The organism is Anaeromyxobacter diazotrophicus (assembly GCF_013340205.1).
Taxonomy (GTDB): domain Bacteria; phylum Myxococcota; class Myxococcia; order Myxococcales; family Anaeromyxobacteraceae; genus Anaeromyxobacter_A; species Anaeromyxobacter_A diazotrophicus.
Genome location: NZ_BJTG01000005.1, coordinates 1 through 21,096, shown reverse-complemented (window position 1 = coordinate 21,096; position 21,096 = coordinate 1). Strand labels below are relative to the sequence as shown.

Here is a 21,096-nt window from a genome sequence, read left to right as displayed (position 1 = left end):
CCCGCGGCCGGCGGCCGGCCCGCCGAGCTCACGCCCGGCGCGCGGGGCCCCCGCCCGTGCCGTGCGCCGGGCGCGCCGGCCGCACACGGATGGCGGAGGAGGAGCACGCCATGAGCTGCACGCACCTGCGAGACGCCGGCGACCCGGCGCCCCGGACCCCCGACGGCTGCGAGGAGTGCCTGCAGCTCGGCGACGCCTGGGTCGAGCTGCGCCTGTGCCGGAGCTGCGGCCACGTCGGCTGCTGCGACTCCTCGAAGAACCAGCACGCCACCCGGCACTTCCAGCAGACCCGGCACCCGGTCATCCGCTCCTTCGAGCCCGGCCAGCGGTGGAGCTGGTGCTACGTGGACCAGGAGATGGCGCAGGCGCAGGAGGGCGCGTCCGGTGAGGGGGCGCAGCCGTGATGCACCTCGAGGCGCCGGGGCTCGCGCCCGGGCTGCAGGAGGCGTGGCCGGCCCTGCCGTACGAGGCGTGGCAGGACACCTGCGAGACGGTCCACCTCTTCACGCAGGTGGTGGGGATGGTGCGCATGGAGCTCTCACCACCCGTGAATCACTGGTGGCACGTGGCGCTCTACCTCACCTCGCGCGGGCTCACCACCTCGCCCATCCCGTACGGCGGCGCGAGCCTCGACCTCACCTTCGACTTCGTCGCCGACCGGCTCCTCTTCGAGGTCAGCGACGGCCGCCAGGCCGCGGTGCCGCTCCGGCCGATGCCGGTGGCGGAGTTCCACCGGCGCGTGCTGGGCGAGCTCGCCGCGCTGGGCGTCGAGGTGAAGCTCCCGCGCGGCCCGGCGGAGGTCCTGCACCCCATCCCCTTCGCGGAGGACGACGTCCACCGGAGCTACGACGGCGACTGGGTGCGCCGCTTCTGGCGCACGCTGCTCCGGACGAGCGCTGTCCTCGCCGGCCTGCGCGGGCAGTTCCTGGGGAAGGCGAGCCCCATCCACTTCTTCTGGGGCAGCTTCGACCTGGCCCTCACCTACTTCAGCGGGCGCCGCGCGCCCGAGCGGCCGGAGCTCGACGCCATCGGGCGGGAGGCGTACTCGCACGAGGTGATCAGCTTCGGCTTCTGGCCCGGCGGCGAGACCTTCCCCAAGCCCGCCTACTACGCCTACGCCGCCCCGGTGCCGCCGGCGCTCGCGACCGTGCGCTGCGACCCGCCAGAGGCCTACTGGCACCCGCCGCTGGGCGAGTTCCTGCTGGAGCACGAGCAGCTCCGCCAGGCGGACGACCCCGCCCGCGCGCTGCGCCGGTTCTACCTGTCCGCGTACGAGGCGGCGGCGGACGCGGCCGGCTGGGACCGCGAGCGGCTCGAGCGCGGCGCGGCTTCGCTGCACTGACGGCGCCCTTCCCCTCGCCCCCTCGCTCGCGGAATCGCGCGCGATTTGGGGGGGTGGTTGACGGATCCGGCGGCTGCGAGTAATCAGGGGTCCCGGTTTGGGACTCGCTTACGTCATCATTCCGGCCCGGTACGGCGCGTCGCGCTTTCCCGGGAAGCCGCTCGCGATCCTCGCTGGAAAACCCCTCATCTGCCACGTCGCGGAGCGCGCCCTGAAGGCGCGCGGCGTCGAGCTCGTGGCCGTGGCGACGGACGACGAGCGCATCGCGGCCGCCGCCCGGGGCGGCGGCGCGCGCGCGGTGATGACGGGGCCGGCGGCGACCGGCACCGACCGGGTGGCGCAGGCGGCACGGCAGCTCTCGCCCCGGCCGGAGGTGGTGGTGAACCTGCAGGGCGACGAGCCGCTCATCGAGCCCGCCGCGATCGAGGCGCTGCTCACGGCGATGTCGGACCCGGCGGTCAAGATGGCGACGCTCGCCCGTCCGCTGGCCGAGGGCGAGCTCGAGCGGCCGCAAGTGGTGAAGGTGGTCTGCGCGGCGAACGGGGACGCCCTCTACTTCTCGCGGGCGGCCATCCCGCACCGGCGCGCAGGGGGGACGAGCCCGATGGCGCGCGCGCACGTGGGCATCTACGCCTTCCGGGAGCCGTTCCTGCAGGAGTTCGCGGCGCTCGCGCCGGGGCGGCTCGAGCAGGAGGAGTCGCTCGAGCAGCTGCGGGCGCTCGAGCACGGCCATCGCATCCGCGTGGTCGAGACGCAGTACGGGGGCTTCGGCGTGGACACGCCGGAGGATCTGGAGCGCGCGCGCGCCATGCTGGCGAGGGCGTGAGAAAGGTGGGGCCATGGTGAAGCGCACGAAGAAGACGAAGTACCTGTTCGTCACCGGCGGCGTGGTGAGCTCGCTCGGCAAGGGGCTCGCGGCGGCGTCGATCGGCGCCCTCATGGAGAACCGCGGGCTGGTGGTGACCCACCTCAAGCTCGACCCGTACATCAACGTCGACCCGGGCACGATGAGCCCGTTCCAGCACGGCGAGGTGTACGTCACCGACGACGGCGCCGAGACCGACCTCGACCTCGGGCACTACGAGCGCTTCACCAGCGCCAAGATGACCCGCGGCAACAACTACACCACGGGGCGCATCTACAACGCCGTCATCCAGAAGGAGCGGCGCGGCGAGTACCTGGGCAAGACGGTTCAGGTGATTCCGCACATCACCGACGAGATCAAGACCGTCATCCGCGAGGCGGCCGGCGAGGCCGACATCGTCATCGTGGAGGTGGGCGGCACGGTGGGCGACATCGAGTCCCTGCCGTTCCTCGAGGCCATCCGGCAGATGAAGTACGACGTGGGCGAGGAGAACGTGGTCTACGCCCACCTCACGCTCGTGCCCTTCATCGCGGCGGCGGGCGAGCTCAAGACGAAGCCCACCCAGCACAGCGTGAAGGAGCTGCGCGAGATCGGCATCCAGCCCGACATCCTGCTCTGCCGCTCGGACCGCGAGATCTCGCGCGAGATGAAGGACAAGATCGCGCTCTTCTGCAACCTCGAGACCTCGGCCGTCTTCACCGCCCGCGACGTGTCGTCCATCTACGAGCTGCCGCTGGCGCTCCACGCCGAGGGCGTGGACGACAAGCTGGCCGAGCTCATGAACATCTGGAGCCGCGCCCCGCGCCTCGACCGCTGGGAGGGGATCGTCGAGAAGGTCTCGCACCCGCGGAAGGGCGAGGTGAAGATCGGCGTGGTGGGCAAGTACGTCGAGCTGGCCGAGAGCTACAAGAGCCTCAACGAGGCGCTGGTGCACGGCGGCATCGCGAGCGACGTCAAGGTCCGCCACGAGTTCATCGACTCGCAGAAGCTGGAGGAGGGCGACCTCTCCGCGCTGGCGCAGGTGGACGCGATCCTCGTGCCGGGCGGCTTCGGCGTGCGCGGCACCGAGGGCAAGATCATGGCGGTGAGGTACGCCCGCGAGCACAAGGTGCCGTTCTTCGGCATCTGCCTCGGCCTGCAGATGGCGGTCATCGAGTTCGCCCGCGACGTGCTCGGCCTCGAGGGGTCGAACTCGCTCGAGTTCGACGAGAAGACCCCGCACCCGGTGGTCACGCTCATGGCCTCGCAGGTGGGGGTCGAGGACAAGGGCGGCACGATGCGGCTCGGCAGCTACGCCTGCCGCCTCAAGGAGGGCACCAAGGCGCGCGAGCTGTACGGCGCCGACCTCATCCAGGAGCGCCACCGCCACCGCTTCGAGTTCAACAACGGCTACCGGGCGCAGTTCGAGCAGGCCGGGATGATCTTCTCCGGCGTGAACCCGGACCTCGGGCTGGTGGAGATGATCGAGCTCAACAACCACCCGCACTTCGTGGGGTGCCAGTTCCACCCGGAGTTCAAGTCGAAGCCGTTCCGCCCGCACCCGCTCTTCGCCGGGTTCATCGCGGCGGCGGTCGGCTTCCGCGACGCCCGCCACAAGGGGGCGGTGGCCGAGGTGACGAAGCTCGCGGTGGGGAAGGGCGCCTAGGCGGATGGCGGCCCCCGTCCGCGCCGTCGTCGGCGGCCACGAGGTCGGCGACGGGCGGCCGCTCCTCCTCATCGCCGGCCCGTGCGTCCTCGAGTCCGAGGCGCAGGCGCTCGCCCACGCGCGGCAGGTGAAGGCGCTGGCGGCCCGCCACGGCGTGCCGGCCGTGTTCAAGGCCAGCTTCGACAAGGCGAACCGCACCAGCGGGAGGAGCTTCCGCGGCGTCGGGCTCGAGCCCGGGCTCGCCGTCTTCGAGCGGGTGAAGCGCGAGACCGGGCTCGCCACCCTGACCGACGTGCACGAGGCGTGGCAGGCCGAGCCCGCCGGGCGGGTGGTGGACGTCCTCCAGGTCCCGGCCTTCCTCTGCCGCCAGACCGACCTCGTGGTCGCCTGCGCCCGGCACGGCCGGAGCGTCAACGTGAAGAAGGGGCAGTTCCTCGCCCCGCGCGACATGCGCCACGTGCTCGCGAAGTGCCGCGAGGCGGGGAACGCGCAGGTGGTGCTCACCGAGCGCGGCGCCTCGTTCGGCTACGGCAACCTGGTGGTGGACATGCGCGCCCTCGTCATGATGCGCGAGCTGGGCGCGCCGGTCTGCCTCGACGCGACCCACGCCGTGCAGCTCCCCGGCGGCGGCGGCGACACCACCGGCGGCAACCGCGAGTACGTGGCGCCGCTCGCGCGCGCGGCGGCGGCGGTCGGCATCGACGCCCTCTTCATGGAGATCCACGAGGACCCGGCCCAGGCGAAGAGCGACGGCCCGAACTCGCTCGATTTCGCCATGGCCGACGCCGTGCTCCGGGACGTGCTCGCCATCCGCCGGGCGCTGGGCCAGCCGTGACGCCGGAGCTCCTCGCCCGCGCCGCGCGGATCCGCCTCCTCCTCCTCGACGTGGACGGCGTCCTCACCGACGGCCGGCTCTACTACGGGGCCGAGGGCGAGGTGCTGAAGGTCTTCGACGTGAAGGATGGGCACGGCCTCGTCCTCCTGCGCGATCACGTGGAGCTCGGCGTCATCAGCGGGCGCCCGGGCCTGGCGCGGAAGCGGCTCGAGGAGCTGCGCTTCAAGCACCTCGTCTTCTCGCAGCGCGACAAGCTCGAGGGCTACGCCCAGCTCGCGCACCTCGGCTTCGCCGACGGTCAGGTCGCCTACATGGGCGACGACGTGAACGACCTCGGGCTGCTCCGCAAGGTGGGGCTCTCCGCCTGCCCGTCCGACGCCCACCCGGCAGTGCGCGCGGCGGTGCATTTCGTCGCCGCGGCGCCCGGCGGCCGCGGCGCCGTCCGCGAGCTCGTCGAGCTCATCCTCCGCGCCAAGGGCCTGCCTCTGGCATGATTGGGGGGATGGCGGTCCCCCTCCGCAAGCGGCTCCGGCGCGGCGCCCGCTCGCTCGCCCTGCGCGTCCTGGCGGCGCTGCTCGGGCGCCTGCCGCTGCGCGCCGCCCTGGCCGTGGGCGCCCTCGCCGGGCGGCTCGCCTGGCACCTCGCCCCCGGCACCCGGCGCCTCATGCTCGCGCACCTCGCGCTCGCCTTCCCGGAGAAGAGCGAGGCCGAGCGGCGCGCCGTCGCGAGGGCGAGCCTCGTCCACCTCGGGCAGGTCGCGCTGGAGGTGGCGGCGCTCCGCCGCTACCGCGACCGGCTGGAGGCGTACGTCTCGATCGCGCCCGGCGGGGCGGAGCTCGTCGAGCGCGCGATGGCGCGCGGCCGGGGGCTCGTCTTCGTGGCGGGGCACATCGGCAACTGGGAGCTGCTCGCGCAGCGCCTCTCCCGCCTGGCCCAGCCGAACGCGGTGGTGGCGAAGCGCAACGCCGACGCCTGGCTGAACGGCGCCGTCGAGCGGCTCCGGGCCGAGGGCGGGCTCGAGACCTTCTGGCGCGAGGACCCCGCCACCGGGCGGCGGCTGCTCCGGCTCTTCAAGCGCGGGGGCGGGCTCGGCATCCTCGTCGACCAGGACACGAAGGTGCAGGGGGTGTTCGCCCCGTTCTTCGGGCGGCCCGCCTTCACGCCGCGCGCCGCCGCCGACCTCGCCCTGCGCTTCGGGGCGACCGCGCTCGTCGTGACGAGCCACCGGCGCGGCCCCGGGCGCGGCGCCGGGCACGAGCTCGAGGTGGTGGAGCTGCCCTACGACCCGGCTCCGCCCGACCGCGAGGCGGAGGTGCTCCGGTTCACCGCCGCCGCGCTCGCGATCCAGGAGGCGGCGATCCGCCGCCACCCGGCGGAATGGGTCTGGATGCACCGGCGCTGGAAGACTGAACCCCCTCTCAAGGGTTCTCTAGCAAGTGCGGTGCCGAAAAGCCGTGAGCTTTCCGGCACCTAGCGAACCCACCGCAAAGCAAGAGGCGTGCCACTGGATCGCAGGCGGCCAAGAATGCTATCGTTTTCGAGGATTTCGGTGATCTGGATCGCTGCCATCGCCCTCGCCGCGCTCGGCGGGTGCCACCGCGATGAGCGGCCGCGGGGAACCACGGACGTGCCTCCGGAGCTGACCTTCGACGGCCTCACCTACCGCGTCTACCGCGGGACCGTGCTCGTGGCCGAGGGCGACGCCGTCCGGGCCGCTTTCCGGCGCGACAACGCGGATCTCGCGGCCCAGGAGCTGACGGCCCGGTTCCCCTCCACGGGGGATCGCCCGGAGGCGCGCATCGCCGCCCGTCAGGGGACCGGGAACCTCCGGCTGCGGTGGTTCCAGGCGTCGGGCGGCGTCCGCGCCGAGCAGGGGGACGAGGTCGCCGTGACCGAGGAGGCGCGCTACGACGCCGCCGACGGCCTGGTGCGCGGCGAGCGGCCGATCGAGGTGCGCGGCGCGAGCCACCTGGTCGTCCGCGGCCCCGCCTTCACGCTCGACCCGCGCCTGGAGCGGCTCACCATCGCCGGCGGCGCCCACATCACGGCCGGGGAGCCGCGGTGACGGGCCTCGCCCTCGCGCTCGTGCTGGCGCTCGCGGCGCCGGCCGCCCAGGCCGCGCCGGCCGCGCGCCGCCCGGAGAAGGCGGCGCCGGGCGCGGCGGCGCCGCCCCCGACCCAGGTCCAGGCGGCCGCGGCCGACTACCTGTACCGGGAGCGGCGCACCATCCTCACCGGCAAGCCGCTCGTCACCTTCACCCGCGAGGACGCGACGCTGGTCTGCCGCCGGGCGGTGGCCGACAACGACGCGCAGGGCGACATCCAGCACGCGGTGTGCGAGGGCGACGTGAAGCTCACCCGCGGCGACCGCGTCGTCACCTGCAACCGCGCCACCTTCGAGGCGGCCGAGGGCACCATCGTCTGCCGCGGCGACCCCATCCTGCGCGACGGGGCCACCGTCATGCACTGCGAGGAGGTCACCTACGACCTCGATCGCGACCGCGTCTACGCGCGGCAGGTGAAGGGCACGGTCGTGCAGAAGCCGGGGCAGGGGCTGCCGGTCCACGGCAAGGCGGCGAAGAGCCCGTGACCGAGCCCGTCCTCCGCGCCGAAGGGCTCGTGAAGAGCTACCAGCGCCGCCGCGTGGTGGACGGCGTCTCGTTCCACGTCCGCCCGGGCGAGGTGGTGGGGCTGCTCGGGCCGAACGGCGCCGGCAAGACCACGAGCTTCAACATGGTGGTGGGCCTCGTCGCGCCCGACGGCGGCAGGGTCCGGCTCGGCGAGGACGACCTCACCCGGCTCCCCATGCACCAGCGGGCGCGCCGCGGGGTGGGCTACCTGCCCCAGGAGGCGTCGATCTTCCGGAAGCTCACCGTCCGCCAGAACTTCACGGCGGTGCTGGAGGCGCTCGGCGTCGCGCGCGCGGAGCGCGAGGCGCGCGCCGCGGCGCTGCTCGCGGAGTTCCGGCTGGAGCCGGTGGCGGAGAGTCTGGGCGAGACGCTCTCCGGCGGGGAGCGGCGGCGGGCCGAGGTGGCGCGCTCGCTCCTCTCGGGGCCGCGCCACATCCTGTTCGACGAGCCCTTCGCCGGCGTCGATCCCATCGCGGTGGCGGAGCTGCAGCGGCTCATCGCCTCCCTGCGCGAGCGCGGGATCGGCGTCCTGCTCACCGACCACAACGTGCGCGAGGCGCTCGGCATCTGCGACCGCGCCTACATCCTCTCGGCCGGGACCCTCCTCGAGGAGGGGACGCCGGCCGCCATCGCCGGCAGCGAGCGCGCCCGCGCCGCCTACCTCGGCGAGCGGTTCCGCCTCGACGACGCCTCGTCTCCCCGCAGTCACGGAGCTTGACCAAAGCGCATGGGCCTCGAGCTGAAGCAGCACCTCAAGATGACGCAGCAGCTGGTGATGACGCCCCAGCTGCAGCAGGCCATCAAGCTCCTGCAGCTCTCGCGCATGGAGCTGGTGGACCTCATCCGCACCGAGGTGACCGAGAACCCGCTGCTCGAGGAGCCGGGCGAGGGCGAGGAGGAGAGCCGCGCCGAGGGCGCCAGCCCCGCCGAGCAGGCGCAGGAGGAGGCCGCCCCCCAGCACAAGGAGGCCGAGAAGGCGCAGGAGGTGAAGGGCGAGGAGGGCGCGAACGAGATCGACTGGGACCAGTACCTCGACCACTACCAGCTGCAGGGCCACACCGCGCCCTCCAACCGCGGCCTGTCGGACGAGGAGCTCCCCGGCTACGAGGCCACCCTCACCAAGAAGACCGACCTCGTCGACCACCTCACCTGGCAGCTCCGCCTGTCGCACTTCTCCCCCGACGAGGAGAAGGTGGCGATGCTCGTCATCGGCAACCTCGACCAGGACGGCTACTTCAAGATGCCGACCGTCGAGGGCGAGGCGGAGGACGCCGCCCGCCGCGACCCGCTGGTGCGCGTCTCTTTCGAGTCCGGGATGGGGCTCGAGTTCTGCGAGGGCGTGCTGAAGAAGGTGCAGGCGCTCGACCCGGTGGGCGTGGCGGCGCGCGACCTGCGCGAGTGCCTGCTCATCCAGGTGCGGGTGCTCAACGCCGACACCCCCGAGATCGTGGCCATCATCGAGCGCCACCTGAAGCACCTCGAGTCGAAGAACTACGCGGCGGTCGCGAAGGACCTCAAGATCTCGATCGACGAGGTGGTGAAGGCGGTCAAGGTGATCAGCCACCTCGAGCCGAAGCCGGGCCGCGCCTTCTCGGGCGAGGAGCCGCAGTACATCACGCCCGACGTCTACGTCCACAAGATGGGCGACAAGTACATCACCGTCCTCAACGACGACGGCCTCTCCAAGCTCCGCATCAGCGGGATGTACCGCTCCGCCCTCAAGAACGGCCAGGCGGGCGAGGCCAAGGAGTACATCCAGGACAAGCTGCGCAGCGCGGTGTGGCTCATCCGGTCCATCCACCAGCGGCAGCGGACCATCTACAAGGTCACCGAGTCGATCGTGAAGTTCCAGAAGGACTTCCTCGACAAGGGCATCGCCTACCTGAAGCCGCTCATCCTGCGCGACGTGGCGGAGGACATCGGGATGCACGAGTCCACCGTCTCGCGCGTCACGACCAACAAGTACGTCCACACGCCGCAGGGCATCTACGAGCTCAAGTTCTTCTTCAACTCCGCCATCAACAAGACCGGCGGCGACGAGATCGCGAGCGAGGCGGTCAAGAACCACATCAAGCAGATCGTGGCGGCCGAGGACCCGAAGCACCCCCACTCGGACCAGAAGATCGTCGAGCTGCTCAAGGGCCAGAACATCGAGATCGCGCGCCGGACGGTGGCGAAGTACCGCGAGGTGCTGGGGATCCTCCCGTCCTCCAAGCGCAAGAAGTTCTTCTGACCCGGGGTCGCCGCGCGGCCCTTCCCGGGGCTCTGGGAGCGCGCCCCGGAACTGGCGTTAAGATGAAGTCGGGCATGAGGCCCAGAGCGACAGCGGCCGCGGCGCTGCAGGCACCACCCAGGTGGCGCCCGCGGGCCGCGGCCGATGCGTCCGTGGCAGGTCACTCCACAGGAGGCGGTTCATGCAGGTGAACATCACCTTCAGGCACCTCGAGTCCACCGAAGCCCTCAAGGCGCACGCGCGCGACAAGGTGGAGCGGATCCAGCGTTACATCGACAGACCCAGCGAAGCGCACGTCGTCCTCGACCTGGAGAACCTCGAGCACAAGGCGGACATCAACCTGAAGGCGGGTCCCTTCCAGCTGCGCGGCCGCGCCAAGAGCGGCGACATGTACGCGTCCATCGACGCGGCGGCGGAGAAGATCGAGCGGCAGCTCAAGAAGCACAAGGAGAAGCTCAAGAGCCACAAGCTCCCCGAGCGCCAGAACGGGCAGAAGATCGTCGACGTCCGCCACGAGGTGCTCGACCTCGGCCGCGCCCCCTCCGACCGCGTGGTGAAGTCGGACGCGTTCCAGGCGAGGGTCATGACGCTCGACGAGGCGGTCATGCAGCTCGACCTCCTCGACGTCCACTTCTACGTGTTCCAGAGCGCGAAGGACGGCAGCTTCAACGTCGTCTACCACCGCGAGGACGGGAAGCTCGGGCTGCTCGAGGCGCGGAGCGCCTGAGGGTCGGCGACGCCGTCCCCGCCCCTCCGGCGCGGGGACGGCGCAGGCCTCGCTTGCCTCGTTGCGCGCCCGTGTCCACCTGTGCTAGCGAGGCGGTCGTAACCATGAAGATCGTCGAGTTCCTTCAACCCGCGGCGGTGGTGGACGACCTGGCGGGCACCAGCGGCCCGGCGGTGCTGGGCGAGCTGGCGCGGCCGCTCGCCGAGGCCCACGGCATCGAGCCGCAGCGGCTGCTCGAGACGCTGCTCGAGCGCGAGAAGCTGGGCTCGACCGGCATCGGCGACGGCGTCGCCATCCCCCACGGGAAGGTGCCCGGCCTGCCGGCGCTCATGGCGAGCTTCGGCCGGTCGCGCCGCGGCGTGGACTTCAAGGCCATCGACGGCAAGCCGACCTACCTCTTCTTCACGCTGTTCGCCCCGGAGAACTCGGCCGGCGCGCACCTCAAGGCGCTCGCCCGCATCAGCCGCATCTTCAAGAACCCGGCCTTCCGCGACTCGATCATGAAGGCGGCGGACGCGGCCGAGATCTTCCGGCTCATCGAGACCGAGGACGCGAAGTACTAGGAGCCCCCCGGCGCGTCGAGCGGCCGGAGCTCTCCGCCGCCCCCTGAGCGGGCGCGCGGCGCGGCGCTCGGCTAGTGCGTCACGCTGTGGAACAGCCGGTTCCAGCGCGGCCCGTCCGGCCCCCAGGAGACGAGCGCCACCCAGGCGCGGCCCTTGATGCGGCCGACCGGCACCGGGCCGAAGACGCGCGAGTCGGCGCTGTGGTCGCGGTGGTCGCCGGCGAGCCACACCGTGCCCGGCGGCACGGTGAAGGGCGGGACGTCGCCGCAGGGCAGGTAGGGGGTGCAGTACGAGTGGTAGGTGTGCGGCGGGAGCTGCTCGACGAAGTCGACGCAGGGCTCCTCGCGCCACGGGCCGCCCTCGAGCTTGTTCCAGTAGGTGCAGGGGCCCGGGATGCGCTCGCGCGGCACCGCCTTCCCGTTCAGCACGAGCCCGCCGTCCTGGATCTCGACCGTGTCCCCCGCCACCGCCACCACGCGCTTGATGAGGTCGTCGGAGCGCGGGTTCCCGGGGGGCGCCAGCAGCACCACGATGTCGCCGCGCTTGGGCGTCGACCAGGTGGCCTGGGCGGTGTCGGTGAAGGGCAGCCGCGCGCCGTAGGCCCACTTCTCGACGATGACGTAGTCGCCGATCTGCAGGGTCGGGATCATCGATCCCGACGGGATGTAGACGGCCTCGTAGAGGAACGTCCGGAACGCCAGCACCGCGACGATGGTGAACACCCACCCGCGGATCTCCTTGTTGACCTTCGCTCGGTCCACGCGCTCCCGTCCTCGTTCCGCCCCGCGAGGTGCAGCGGCGGCACGGCCGCGGCTACTCGGTCCGCATCGCCTCGACCGGGTCGAGCCGGCTGGCGCGCGCCGCCGGGTAGATCCCGAAGACGAGCCCGCAGCCGGACGCGGAGGCGAGCGACAGTACCACCGCCCACGCCGGCACGCTCGCCGGAATCCGGTACAGCTCGCGCGCCCCGACCGCCAGCGCCGCCCCGAGCAGCACCCCCAGCACCCCTCCCAGGAGCGAGAGCAGCACCGCCTCCAGCACGAACTGCTGCAGGATGCGCCGCCGCCGCGCCCCGAGCGCCATGCGGATGCCGATCTCCCGCGTCCGCTCGGTGACCGACACCAGCATGATGTTCATGATCCCGATGCCGCCCACCAGGAGCGCCAGCGCGCAGATCCCGAAGGTGGCCGCGCCCACCACCGAGGCGAGCTGGTTCACGGTGGCGGCCATGGTGTCGTTCGTGAAGTACTCGAAGTCGTTCTCGTCGAGCCCGCGCACGCCCCGCAGCCGCCGCAGCGCGAAGACCACCTCGTCGATGGCCTTGGGGAGGTCCGGCGCGCTGGTCGCCTCGATGGTGTAGCGGTGGTCCTTGGCGCGGCCGGTGACCTGGTAGTGCGCCTGGATGGGGATGATGGCGAAGGTGTCGCGCGACTGCAGCCCGAGCACGCTGCCCTGCCGCTCGGCCACCCCGATGACCGTGAAGGGCGACTGCCGGACGCGCACCTCCTGGCCCACCGGGTCCTCCCCCGGGAAGAGGAGATCGGCGACGTCCGCGCCCAGGAACACCACCCGCCGGCCGAGGGCCATGTCCACCTCGGTGAGGAAGCGCCCCCGCGCCACCGTCACCGCGTAGGCGTACTGCGCCTCGGGCGTGCCCCCGACGAGGCTGATGACCGGGCGGGTGGAGCGCGAGGTGGTCCAGAGCCGCTCCTTGCCCTCGTGCTCTGCCTCGACCGAGACGTGCAGCACGTGCGGCAGCCCCTTCAGCGCCTCGCCCTGCTCGCGGGTCAGGCTGGCCCGCTTGGCGTACTTCTGCCAGTCGATGTCGCCGAAGGCGGCCGGGAAGCGCTGCACCTGGAACGAGCTCGCCCCCAGCATCGAAAAGTCGCTGTTCACCTTGAGGCGAAGCCCCTCGGTGAACCCCATGAGCGCCACCACCATGGCGGCGCCGATGACGATGCCCACCAGGGTGAGCGCGGAGCGCAGCGGGTTCGCGCGCAGCGTCCCGAGCGCCAGGGCCAGGTTGTCGAGGAGGCCGGTCACTCCCACCGCAGCGCCTCCACCGGGTCGAGGTGCGCCGCGCGCCAGGCGGGCCAGCTCCCGAACAGGATGCCCACCGTGGCCGAGAAGCCGAGGCCGAGCGCGACGGCCGAGGGCGCGACGGCGGCCGCGAGCGGGGTGGTGAGCGCGATGAGCTGCGCCGCCCCGAGCCCGAGGGCGGTGCCCACCGAGCCGCCCAGCGCCGCCACCAGCGAGGCCTCCAGCATGAACTGGAACAGGATGGTGCGCCGACGCGCCCCCAGGGCCCGGCGGAGGCCGATCTCGCGGGTCCGCTCGTGCACCGAGACCATCATGATGTTCATGATGCCGATCCCGCCCACCACCAGCGTGATGAGCCCCACCGCCACCGCCACCCCGTACAGCGCCGCGGTGAGGCTCGCGTAGACCTTGAGGAACTGGTCCTGCCGGTTGACGGTGAAGTCGTCGGGCTTCCCCGCCGGGACGGCCCGGACGCGGCGCAGGATGCCGGTCAGCTCGTCCTCGAGCGCGTCGAGGCGGCCGGGCGGCGCGGTCACGGCGATGGTGAGGGAGCGCTTCACGCCCAGCAGGTTGCGGAAGGTGCCGATCGGCATGCAGAGCTGCTTGTCCATGTCGAGGTCGAGGAAGCGGCCCTTGCGCGCCAGCACGCCGACCACGGTGAGCGGGTGGCCGCCGACCACCACCCGCTGCCCGAGGACGTCGGCCGGCGCCACGCGCGGGAAGAGCACGTCGGCCACCTCCGCCCCCAGCACCGCCGCCGGCCGGTCGAGGTCGACGTCGGTCTCGGTGAGGAAGCGCCCCGCCGCCACCGTGCCGCCCGCCACCTCCAGGTAGCGCGGGCCGACCCCGAAGACGTCCACCCGCGAGAGCTGGGCCGTGCCGTGCGAGACCTGGGTGCTCTGCCAGATGCGCGGCGAGGTGGCGACCGCCAGCCGCGACTCGCGCTCCACCGCGCGCCACTCGGTGAGGGTGAGCGACTTGCGGTTGCGGAGCAGGTACCACTCGTCGTTCAGGTCGAGCCACTTCCACTTCGAGACGTAGACCGTGTTCGTCCCCAGGTTCGCGACCTGGGCCTCGAAGCTGGCGTCGATGCCCTGGATGATGGCGATGATGGCGATGACGGTGGTGACCCCGATGACGATGCCGAGCGTGGTGAGGAAGCTGCGCAGCCGGTGGGCCGCCAGCGTGCCGAGCGCGATCCGGACCGCCTCGTCCAGCTCGGCCCAGCCGCGCGCGAGCGCCTGGCGCAGCCGCGTCACGCGCCGGCCGCCTGGGCGCCGAGCGCCGCCACCTCGCGCCCGGCCCCGTCCGCCACCACGCGCCCGTCGGAGAGCCGGATGGCGCGCGGGCAGCGCGCCGCCAGGCGGGGCTCGTGGGTGACGAGCACGAGGGTGTGGCCGCGCCGGTGCAGCTCGGCGAAGAGGCGGACGATCTCGTCGCCGGTGGCGCTGTCGAGGTTGCCGGTGGGCTCGTCGGCGAGGAGCAAGGAGGGCTCGCCCACCAGCGCCCGCGCGATGGCGACGCGCTGCCGCTGGCCGCCGGAGAGCTCGTTCGGGCGGTGGCGCGCCCGGTTCTGGAGCCCGACCGCCGCCAGCGCCGCCTCGGCGCGCGCGCGCCGCTCGCCGCGCGGGACGCCGCGGTAGACGAGCGGCAGCTCGACGTTGGCGAGCGCGGTCGAGCGGGGGAGGAGCTGGAAGGTCTGGAAGACGAAGCCGATCTCGCGGTTGCGCAGGTCGGCGAGCGCGTCGTCCGACAGCCCCGCCACGTCCTGCCCGCGGATGCGGTAGCGGCCGCCGGTGGGGGTGTCGAGGCAGCCGAGGATGTTCATGAGCGTCGACTTGCCCGAGCCCGACTGCCCGACGATGGCCACCCACTCGCCGCGCCGCACGTGGAACGACACGCCGTCGAGCGCGCGCACCTCCTCCCCGCCCACCGCGTAGTGGCGGGTGAGGGCCTCGACCTCGAGGAGCGGGGCCTCGCCCCGGGTGCCCGCCGCGGGGGGCGCCACCGCGGCGGCGGCGCGCGGGCCGGGGATCACCGGCCGCCTCCGTCCGGCTGCTCCTGCTTCACCGGCTTGCCGCTCTTGAGCTCGCGCGAGAGCGCCTTGTACGGCCCCTCCACCACCTGCTCCCCCTCCTTCAGCCCGGAGACGATCTCGATGGCGCTCTCGTCGGCGAGCCCGGTCTCGACCGGCCGCGCCTTCGCCACGCCGCCCTCCACCACGAACACGACCTTCCGGAGCGGCTCGCGGCGGGGCCGGGCGAACGCGGCCGGGGCGGGCGCGCCCGCGGGCGGCGCGGCGCCGGGCGCGCCCTGGGCGGCGCCGGCCAGCTCCTTCTCGGTGCGGACGGTCACCGCCTGGATCGGGACCACCACCGCGTCGCGGTGCGTCTCGGTGGAGATGGTGGCCTGGCAGCTCATCCCGGGCAACGAGCCCGCCGCCGCCGCGGTGAGCGCCAGCCGGACCGGGAAGGTGGTCACCTCGGCCTCGGTGCCGGGGTTCTTCACCAGCGCGTTCTTCGCCACCTCGATCACCTGCGCCGGGAACTTCCGGTCGGGGAAGGCGTCGATCTCCACCTCGGCCGGGTCGCCCTCGTGCAGGTACACCACCTCGTGCTCGCCCACCTCCACCTTCGCCTCCATGGCGGAGAGGGTGGCGATGGTGACGATGGGGTCCTCGTTGAGGTCGGAGCCGCGCACGCGCTCGCCGACCTGCTTCGCGCGCGTCACCACGATCCCGTCGATGGGCGAGGCGACGGTGGAGAAGGAGAGCAGGTGGCGCGCGTCGGCCAGCGCGGCGTCGGCCTGCGCGATCCGCTCCGCCGCCGCGTCCGCCTTGGCCTGCTCGGCGCGGAGGTCGGCGAGGGCGCGGTCCACCTCGGCCTGGCTGGCGTTCCCGCCGGCGGTGAGGCGCTTCACGCGCCCGAGGTCCTGCTCCAGCCGGGCGATGAGGACCCGCTCGGCGGCGAGGTCGGCCGAGGCGCCGGCGCGGAGCGCCTCCTGCTGCTTCACCTGGGCGGCGTAGCGGCGCGCCTCGATCCGCGCCAGGAGCTGCCCCTTCCGCACCCGGTCGCCCTCCCGCACCGGCAGCTCGAGCAGGTCGCCCGAGATGTTGGAGGACACCTTGACGGTGGTGGCCGCCTGGAGCTTGCCGGCCGCGGTCACCTTGCGGGTGATGGCGCTCTTCTGCGCGGTCGCGAGCTGGACCGGCAGCGGCGGCTCGCGGCGAGGCCGGAGCGAGAGCGCCGTCACCGCCGCCACCGCCGCCAGCAGGCCGGCGACGACGAGCCGACGCGGCCAGGAGAGCGCCGGCCCCCGGCGGGCGGGCGGCCGGGCGGGCGTGGGCGCGGCCTCGCGCGCCTCCGGCTCGGGGCGCGGCTCGAGGTCGAGGGCGAGCGGGTCTCGGTCGGGCGGAGGGGTCATGGGGAGGTCCTTCACGGGGCCAGCGCGCCGCCCACGGCGCGGTTCAGGTCGGCGAGCGCGACCACCTCGTCCACGCGCGCCTGCACCAGGGTGAGCTTCGCCTGGGTGAGCTTGAGGCTCGCGTCGCGCACCTCGAGCTGGCTCGCCACGCCCGCCTCGAGCCGATCCCGGGCGACCGCGACGCCCTGCTCGGCCGCGGCGAGGTTCTCCTGCGCCAGCGCCGCGGCGCCGCGCAGCGCGAGCAGGTTCGAGCGGGCGCGGGCGATCTCGTTCGACACGTTCTGCTCGGCCTGGGCCGCCTGCGCCCGGGCGCGGCGGGTGGCGAGCGCGGCGCGCTGCTCGTCGGCCAGGGTCTGCCGGCCGGCGAACAGGTTCCACTGCAGCACCACCGCGGCGGTGGCGGTGTACTGGCGCGCGGGGTCGCCGTACACGCCCTCGCGGCCGGAGAAGGTGGGGCCCTGCCGGTTGTAGGTGGCCTGGAGGCCGGCGGTTGGCCACCAGGCGCCGCCCGCGATCTCCTGCGACAGCTCGGCGGCGCGGACGTTCTCGGCCTGGCCGGAGAGGAGCGGGCGGGCGCGCCGCGCCTGCGCGAGCAGCTCGGCCTCGCCGGGCGGCTCGCCGGCGGGCCGCGCCGGGGCGCCGAGGGCCGCCGGGGCGACGACCGGCGGCGCCTCGCCGGCGTCGCGGCCGAGGATGACGGCCAGGTCGCCCCCCGCCTGCGTCAGCCGGGCGCGGGCCTGCTCCACCGCGATGCGGTCGGTGCCGAGGTTGCCGCGGGCGGTGAGCACCTCGAGCCGGCCGGCGCGCCCGGCCTCGAAGAGCGCCTGGGACCGCCGCAGGAACTCCTCGGACCGCGCCACCGTCTCCTCCAGCACGTGCAGGCTCTCCTGGGCCTTCACCACCTCGTAGAAGCGGCGGGTGACCTCGTAGGCCACCCCGAGCGTGGTCTCGTCGAGCGACCGGTCGGCGGCGCGGCGCGCCACCTCCGCGCGGGCGATGGTCTTCCAGTTGCGGCCGCCGTCGAACAGCGGGAGCTGCAGCGTGAGCCCGAGCGCGTAGTCGGCGGCGTCGCTGGAGGGGATGGAGACCACCTGCTGCTCGAAGATGAACTTGCCGCTCGCGTCGAGCCCGGTCGGGAAGGCGGTCACCGCGCTCCGCGCGCCGGAGAAGTCGTGGCCGAAGCTGGCGGTGAGGTCGAGCCGCGGCAGCACGCCCGCGTAGGAGCCGTAGACGTCCACCCCGGCCGAGAGCGCCTGGGCGCGGGACAGCTCGACGTCGAGGTTCTTCCGGGCCGCCTCGGCGAGCGCCTCGTCGAGCGTGAGCGGGGCGCCGGGGGCGGCGGCGAGCAGGGTGGCGAGGAGGAGGTGCATGGACGATCGCTAGCGGCCGCCGGCGAGCCCCGGCGCCGCCACGCGCTGGAGGAGGACGAACGAGACCCACAGCAGGACCACCACCGTGAAGCTCCGGCGGCGGTCGACCCCGGCCACCCCCGCCATCCCGACCGCGACCAGGACGAGCGACCAGAGCGCGAACAGGTCGAAGGCGCCAGCGGCGGCAGCGAGGCGCGGGGAGGCGCCGGCGGGCAGGAGGGCGGCGAGCGACGAGGGCAGGGCGCGCTCCGCCTCCTGGATCGAGGGCCCGGGCAGGCGCCACAGCGCGGGCACCGAGAGCAGGTCCTTCAGCGCGAGCGGCAGGGTGGCCCAGGCCGCCACCGCGAAGGTGGGGGCGAATGGGACCGGGCTGTTCGCCAGGCGGAAGGCGACGAAGAGGCAGAACGCCACCGCCAGCGTGCGCAGCGCCGGGCCGAGCAGGCCCTGCGCGTACGTGCTCACCGCCCCGAGCTTCTGCGCCTGGGCGAAGGCCACCTCGCGGTCGTGCGGCGACATCTGCGCCGCCGCCTCCGGGTGCGCGTCGAGCTGCTCCTCGACCGTGCGCCGGTAGTCGGCGCGCGGCGCCAGCACCGCCGCGGCCAGCAGCGAGGCCAGGGTGGCGGCGAGGAGCGCCGGGAGGATGCTCCGGCGCTCGGCGGCGGCGGCGAGGCCGCGGCCGGGCGCGAGCAGGGTGTCCGAGAAGAGCTGGGCGGTCGGCATGAGGGCTCGCTTGCCTGGAGCAAACGCGGGGCCGCCGCGCGTATTTCACGCGCCGGCCCGAGGGCGGCTCCAGGAGCCCCGCAGGATACCCGGAAGCGCGGGTCCCGCGCGGCGGCGAGCGGTCGCGCCGCCCCTACTTGAGGAGCCGCACCGCGCGCGAGAGGCCGGTGGGGCGCGCCCTGCGCCACAGGCGCCGCGGGCCGCGGCCGTCCACGGCGTGCTCGAGCGCCTCGTGCGCCGAGATCCGGCCCGGGCCGCCGAGCAGCAGGGCGGCCGCGATCGCCATCAGGGCGAGGTTGTACTCCATGCCGCCCTTCATCACGTTGAAGCCCTTCGGGGCGTGCACCTTGGCGATGGCGATGCCCTGGGTGACGAGGACGGCGAGCGCCGCCGGCCGGGTCGCGATGCCGAGCACCGCGGCGGCCCCGGCGAAGACCTCCGCCACGCCGGTGGCCACGGCGAGCGCCTTCCCGGGCTTGAGCCCCAGTCCCTCGAACATCTGCCCGGTCTGGTCCGGCCCCTCCCCGCGGAGCTTCGAGGCCCCGTGGTAGAGCATGGTCGAGCCCAGCGCGACGCGGGCGGGGATGAGCGCGGCGTCCTTCGCGGCGTGCTTCCAGGTGATCGCGTAGGCCATCGGTGGTGCTCCTCTCCTGCGGGTGAAAAGATCAGTGGGTCCGGTGCCGCCCGTCCTGCTCCCCCTGCAGCTTCACCACCTCGCGCTCGAGCTTGCGGCGCTCGACGCGGCGGACCTGCGTCTCCTCGTCCTCGGTCCGCTGCCGCCGGCGCACGAGCCCCTGCGTCTCGTCCACGAACCAGAAGGCGACGCGCAGGAACGCGGCCACGGTCACGACGAGGATGGAGGAGAGGAACCAGGTGGCGACCGGCGCGAGCGCCCCGAGCCGCGGCGTGGCGTCGAGGTAGTAGGCGCCGGTGAGCGGCACGAGCGCGAAGGCGAGGTAGTGCGAGAGGCAGTACGGGCAGGAGACGAGGTAGCCGAGCCACGTCTCCTTGCCCCCCAGCCGCTCCCTCAGCGGCTGGAAGATGCGCTCCTTGGCGATGGTCTGGGCGAGGCCCATGACCACCGCGGAGACGGCCAGGAGGTGCAGTAGCCCGGGGCGGGTCACCGGCTGACGATCCGTACGGCGGCGGCACCCCGCAACGCGGCGCGCGGCCGGGCGGGCCCGCGAAAAGCGAGAGGCCGGTCGCCTCGCGGCGCCGGCCCCTCGAAACTGCGAAGCAGCGGTGAGGCTTGGTTACTTCGCGGCCTCGGTCTTCTCCTCGACCTTCTTCTCGGCCTTCTTCGCGCCCTTCTTCGCCTTCTTGACCTTCTTCTCGGTCTTCACGGTCTTGGTCTCCGTGGCGGCCGGGGCGGCGGCGGGGGCGGCGGCGGCGGCCGGCTCCTCGGCGAAGGCCGGGGTGGCGGCGGCGACGAAGGCGACGGCGACGAGGGCGCTCAGGATCTTCTTCATGGGGTAGCTCCTTGGGTTTCAGGCGGGCGGTGAGCGCCCGCGCGTTGCCCTGCCCCTTTCGCAAGGCACATGCCGACGCGGCCCCGCGAGATCAGGGCGCTTTTTTGGAGGCCCGCGCGCCCCTCCGGGGAGAGCGTCCCCACCGGGCGAGCGCGCCGTCCCTTTCTGCCCCGCCCGCCGGCTCCCCGCTGCTTGTCGGTCGCCGTGGAGGTCGGCAATTTCCCCACATGCGCCTCGATCGCCTCCCTCCCCGCACCGAGGGCGGCTTCCACGTGGTCGTCGAGTCGCCTCGCGGCTCCGCGGTGAAGCTCGCGCTCGACCCGGAGCTCGGCTGCATCGCGGTCTCGCGGCCGCTGCCGCTCGGCCTCGTCTACCCGTTCGACTGGGGCTTCGTGCCGGGCACGAAAGGGCCGGACGGCGATCCGGTCGACGCGCTCGTCTACTGGGAGGTGGCGACCTTCCCCGGGGTGGTGGTGCCGTGCCGCGCGCTCGGCGTCCTCCAGCTCGAGCAGAGCGACGGCGAGGGCGGGCGGCAGCGCAACGACCGGCTCCTCGCGGTCCCGCTCGCGCACCCGCGCGGCGGCGAGCTGCGCACCTTCGCCGACGTCCCCGCGCGCGTCCGCGACGAGCTCGCGCTCTTCTTCACCTCGGCCGTCTTCTTCGAGCCCAAGGACCCGAGGCTCCTCGGCTGGGCCGGCCCGGAGGCGGCGGAGGCGCTCCTCGGGGGCTGAGCCGCGATTTCGTCAGGTGGTCGCGCCGCAGCAGTCCTCGGCGCCGGTCCGCTCCGCGCCGGCAGGCGGCCTCGTCGCCGCGAAGCGGTCGAGGGGCGCGGCAGGATGGGCGGCCGGGCCCGCGTTGGTGGCCCGGCCTCGGACGGCGGGCGCTCCACGCGCGGCGGAGCCGCGCGTTCGAGACGGCTGCGCGTGCCCGGCTCACGATGGTGCCCTGAGGGTGAACCCATGGTGCGGCCGGCGGCGCACACCCCAACGGTGAACGCTTTCGCGCTTGACCGAGTCACGGCTGAATCGCGCGCGCGGCCCGGCAATGCAACAGGATGGCCCGCTAGCGCGCCGCGCCCTGCGCCTGCGGGGTGCTCGGCGCCGTCGAGGGCGAAGTCGGCGGGCACCTCACGAAGACGCGCAGGCGCGGCGGCCAGAGGCCTTCCCGGAGGCTCGAAAAGTGCGTGTTACCGTCAGCGAACACGCACTGGAGGTCTCCATGCCCGATGCCGCGCC

General features: G+C 73.5%; 24 protein-coding genes. 14 read left to right on the top strand and 10 right to left on the bottom strand.

Annotation, left to right across the window (positions count from 1 at the left end):
• Positions 1–110: 110 nt before the first annotated feature.
• The 13 genes from HWY08_RS11285 to HWY08_RS11225 all read left to right on the top strand — a co-directional run bounded on the left by HWY08_RS11285 (position 111) and on the right by HWY08_RS11225 (position 10,839).
• Positions 111–404, top strand: a complete 294-nt coding sequence (locus HWY08_RS11285; protein WP_176065146.1) for a ubiquitin carboxyl-terminal hydrolase 14 — start codon at positions 111–113, stop codon at positions 402–404.
• Positions 404–1,342 (top strand): DUF5996 family protein, encoded by a 939-nt coding sequence (locus tag HWY08_RS11280; RefSeq protein WP_176065786.1) that lies wholly within the window; start codon positions 404–406, stop codon positions 1,340–1,342. The genes HWY08_RS11285 and HWY08_RS11280 overlap by 1 nt, the downstream gene beginning before the upstream one ends.
• A gap of 97 nt (positions 1,343–1,439) precedes the next feature.
• Positions 1,440–2,168, top strand: a complete 729-nt coding sequence (gene kdsB / locus HWY08_RS11275) for a 3-deoxy-manno-octulosonate cytidylyltransferase (protein WP_176065144.1) — start codon at positions 1,440–1,442, stop codon at positions 2,166–2,168.
• A gap of 13 nt (positions 2,169–2,181) precedes the next feature.
• Complete coding sequence (gene pyrG / locus HWY08_RS11270; RefSeq protein WP_176065142.1) at positions 2,182–3,852, top strand: CTP synthase; 1,671 nt, start codon at positions 2,182–2,184, stop codon at positions 3,850–3,852.
• 4 nt (positions 3,853–3,856) lie between these two features.
• Positions 3,857–4,687 carry a 3-deoxy-8-phosphooctulonate synthase gene (gene kdsA / locus HWY08_RS11265; RefSeq protein ID WP_176065140.1) on the top strand — a complete coding sequence of 277 codons (831 nt, stop codon included), beginning with the start codon at positions 3,857–3,859 and terminating at the stop codon, positions 4,685–4,687.
• A complete protein-coding gene (locus HWY08_RS11260; protein WP_176065138.1) occupies positions 4,684–5,181 on the top strand; it encodes a KdsC family phosphatase in 498 nt (165 codons plus the stop codon). Before kdsA ends, HWY08_RS11260 begins: the two co-directional genes overlap by 4 nt.
• Positions 5,182–5,189: 8 nt before the next feature.
• Complete coding sequence (locus tag HWY08_RS11255; RefSeq protein WP_176065136.1) at positions 5,190–6,161, top strand: lysophospholipid acyltransferase family protein; 972 nt, start codon at positions 5,190–5,192, stop codon at positions 6,159–6,161.
• Between the two features lie 75 nt (positions 6,162–6,236).
• Positions 6,237–6,752 (top strand): hypothetical protein, encoded by a 516-nt coding sequence (locus HWY08_RS11250; protein ID WP_176065134.1) that lies wholly within the window; start codon positions 6,237–6,239, stop codon positions 6,750–6,752.
• Positions 6,749–7,276 carry an LptA/OstA family protein gene (locus HWY08_RS11245; RefSeq protein WP_176065132.1) on the top strand — a complete coding sequence of 176 codons (528 nt, stop codon included), beginning with the start codon at positions 6,749–6,751 and terminating at the stop codon, positions 7,274–7,276. Before HWY08_RS11250 ends, HWY08_RS11245 begins: the two co-directional genes overlap by 4 nt.
• Positions 7,273–8,034, top strand: coding sequence for an LPS export ABC transporter ATP-binding protein (lptB, locus tag HWY08_RS11240; protein WP_176065131.1), 762 nt, complete (start codon positions 7,273–7,275; stop codon positions 8,032–8,034). The genes HWY08_RS11245 and lptB overlap by 4 nt, the downstream gene beginning before the upstream one ends.
• A 9-nt stretch (positions 8,035–8,043) precedes the next feature.
• On the top strand, positions 8,044–9,549 hold the full coding sequence (gene rpoN, locus HWY08_RS11235) for an RNA polymerase factor sigma-54 (protein WP_176065129.1): 1,506 nt from the start codon (positions 8,044–8,046) through the stop codon (positions 9,547–9,549).
• A 181-nt stretch (positions 9,550–9,730) separates the two neighbouring features.
• Positions 9,731–10,276 (top strand): ribosome hibernation-promoting factor, HPF/YfiA family, encoded by a 546-nt coding sequence (gene hpf / locus HWY08_RS11230; protein ID WP_176065127.1) that lies wholly within the window; start codon positions 9,731–9,733, stop codon positions 10,274–10,276.
• Positions 10,277–10,380: 104 nt separating this feature from the next.
• Positions 10,381–10,839: a PTS sugar transporter subunit IIA gene (locus HWY08_RS11225; RefSeq protein WP_176065124.1), complete on the top strand. Its 459-nt coding sequence runs from the start codon at positions 10,381–10,383 to the stop codon at positions 10,837–10,839.
• Between the two features lie 71 nt (positions 10,840–10,910).
• Here the strand turns inward: HWY08_RS11225 and lepB are convergent, their stop codons facing one another.
• The 10 genes from lepB to HWY08_RS11175 form a co-directional block, all read right to left on the bottom strand.
• On the bottom strand, positions 10,911–11,600 hold the full coding sequence (gene lepB, locus HWY08_RS11220) for a signal peptidase I (RefSeq protein WP_176065122.1): 690 nt from the start codon (positions 11,598–11,600) through the stop codon (positions 10,911–10,913).
• Positions 11,601–11,652: 52 nt separating this feature from the next.
• Entirely contained in the window at positions 11,653–12,882 is a 1,230-nt protein-coding gene (locus HWY08_RS11215; RefSeq protein WP_176065120.1) for an ABC transporter permease, read from the bottom strand.
• Complete coding sequence (locus HWY08_RS11210; RefSeq protein ID WP_176065118.1) at positions 12,879–14,138, bottom strand: ABC transporter permease; 1,260 nt, start codon at positions 14,136–14,138, stop codon at positions 12,879–12,881. Before HWY08_RS11210 ends, HWY08_RS11215 begins: the two co-directional genes overlap by 4 nt.
• A complete protein-coding gene (locus HWY08_RS11205; RefSeq protein ID WP_176065784.1) occupies positions 14,135–14,887 on the bottom strand; it encodes an ABC transporter ATP-binding protein in 753 nt (250 codons plus the stop codon). The genes HWY08_RS11210 and HWY08_RS11205 overlap by 4 nt, the downstream gene beginning before the upstream one ends.
• Before the next feature lie 26 nt (positions 14,888–14,913).
• Positions 14,914–16,302: an efflux RND transporter periplasmic adaptor subunit gene (locus HWY08_RS11200; RefSeq protein WP_176065116.1), complete on the bottom strand. Its 1,389-nt coding sequence runs from the start codon at positions 16,300–16,302 to the stop codon at positions 14,914–14,916.
• 11 nt (positions 16,303–16,313) lie between these two features.
• On the bottom strand, positions 16,314–17,672 hold the full coding sequence (locus HWY08_RS11195) for a TolC family protein (protein WP_176065114.1): 1,359 nt from the start codon (positions 17,670–17,672) through the stop codon (positions 16,314–16,316).
• 9 nt (positions 17,673–17,681) lie between these two features.
• Complete coding sequence (locus HWY08_RS11190) at positions 17,682–18,392, bottom strand: YIP1 family protein (RefSeq protein ID WP_176065112.1); 711 nt, start codon at positions 18,390–18,392, stop codon at positions 17,682–17,684.
• Positions 18,393–18,525: 133 nt separating this feature from the next.
• Complete coding sequence (locus HWY08_RS11185) at positions 18,526–19,026, bottom strand: DoxX family protein (protein WP_176065110.1); 501 nt, start codon at positions 19,024–19,026, stop codon at positions 18,526–18,528.
• A gap of 31 nt (positions 19,027–19,057) precedes the next feature.
• A complete protein-coding gene (locus HWY08_RS11180) occupies positions 19,058–19,516 on the bottom strand; it encodes a DUF1360 domain-containing protein (protein WP_235969584.1) in 459 nt (152 codons plus the stop codon).
• Positions 19,517–19,645: 129 nt separating this feature from the next.
• Positions 19,646–19,861, bottom strand: coding sequence for a hypothetical protein (locus HWY08_RS11175; protein ID WP_176065108.1), 216 nt, complete (start codon positions 19,859–19,861; stop codon positions 19,646–19,648).
• 227 nt (positions 19,862–20,088) lie between these two features.
• On the opposite strand from HWY08_RS11175, the gene HWY08_RS11170 reads away from it, so the two are divergent.
• Entirely contained in the window at positions 20,089–20,592 is a 504-nt protein-coding gene (locus HWY08_RS11170; RefSeq protein WP_176065106.1) for an inorganic diphosphatase, read from the top strand.
• Positions 20,593–21,096: the final 504 nt, after the last annotated feature.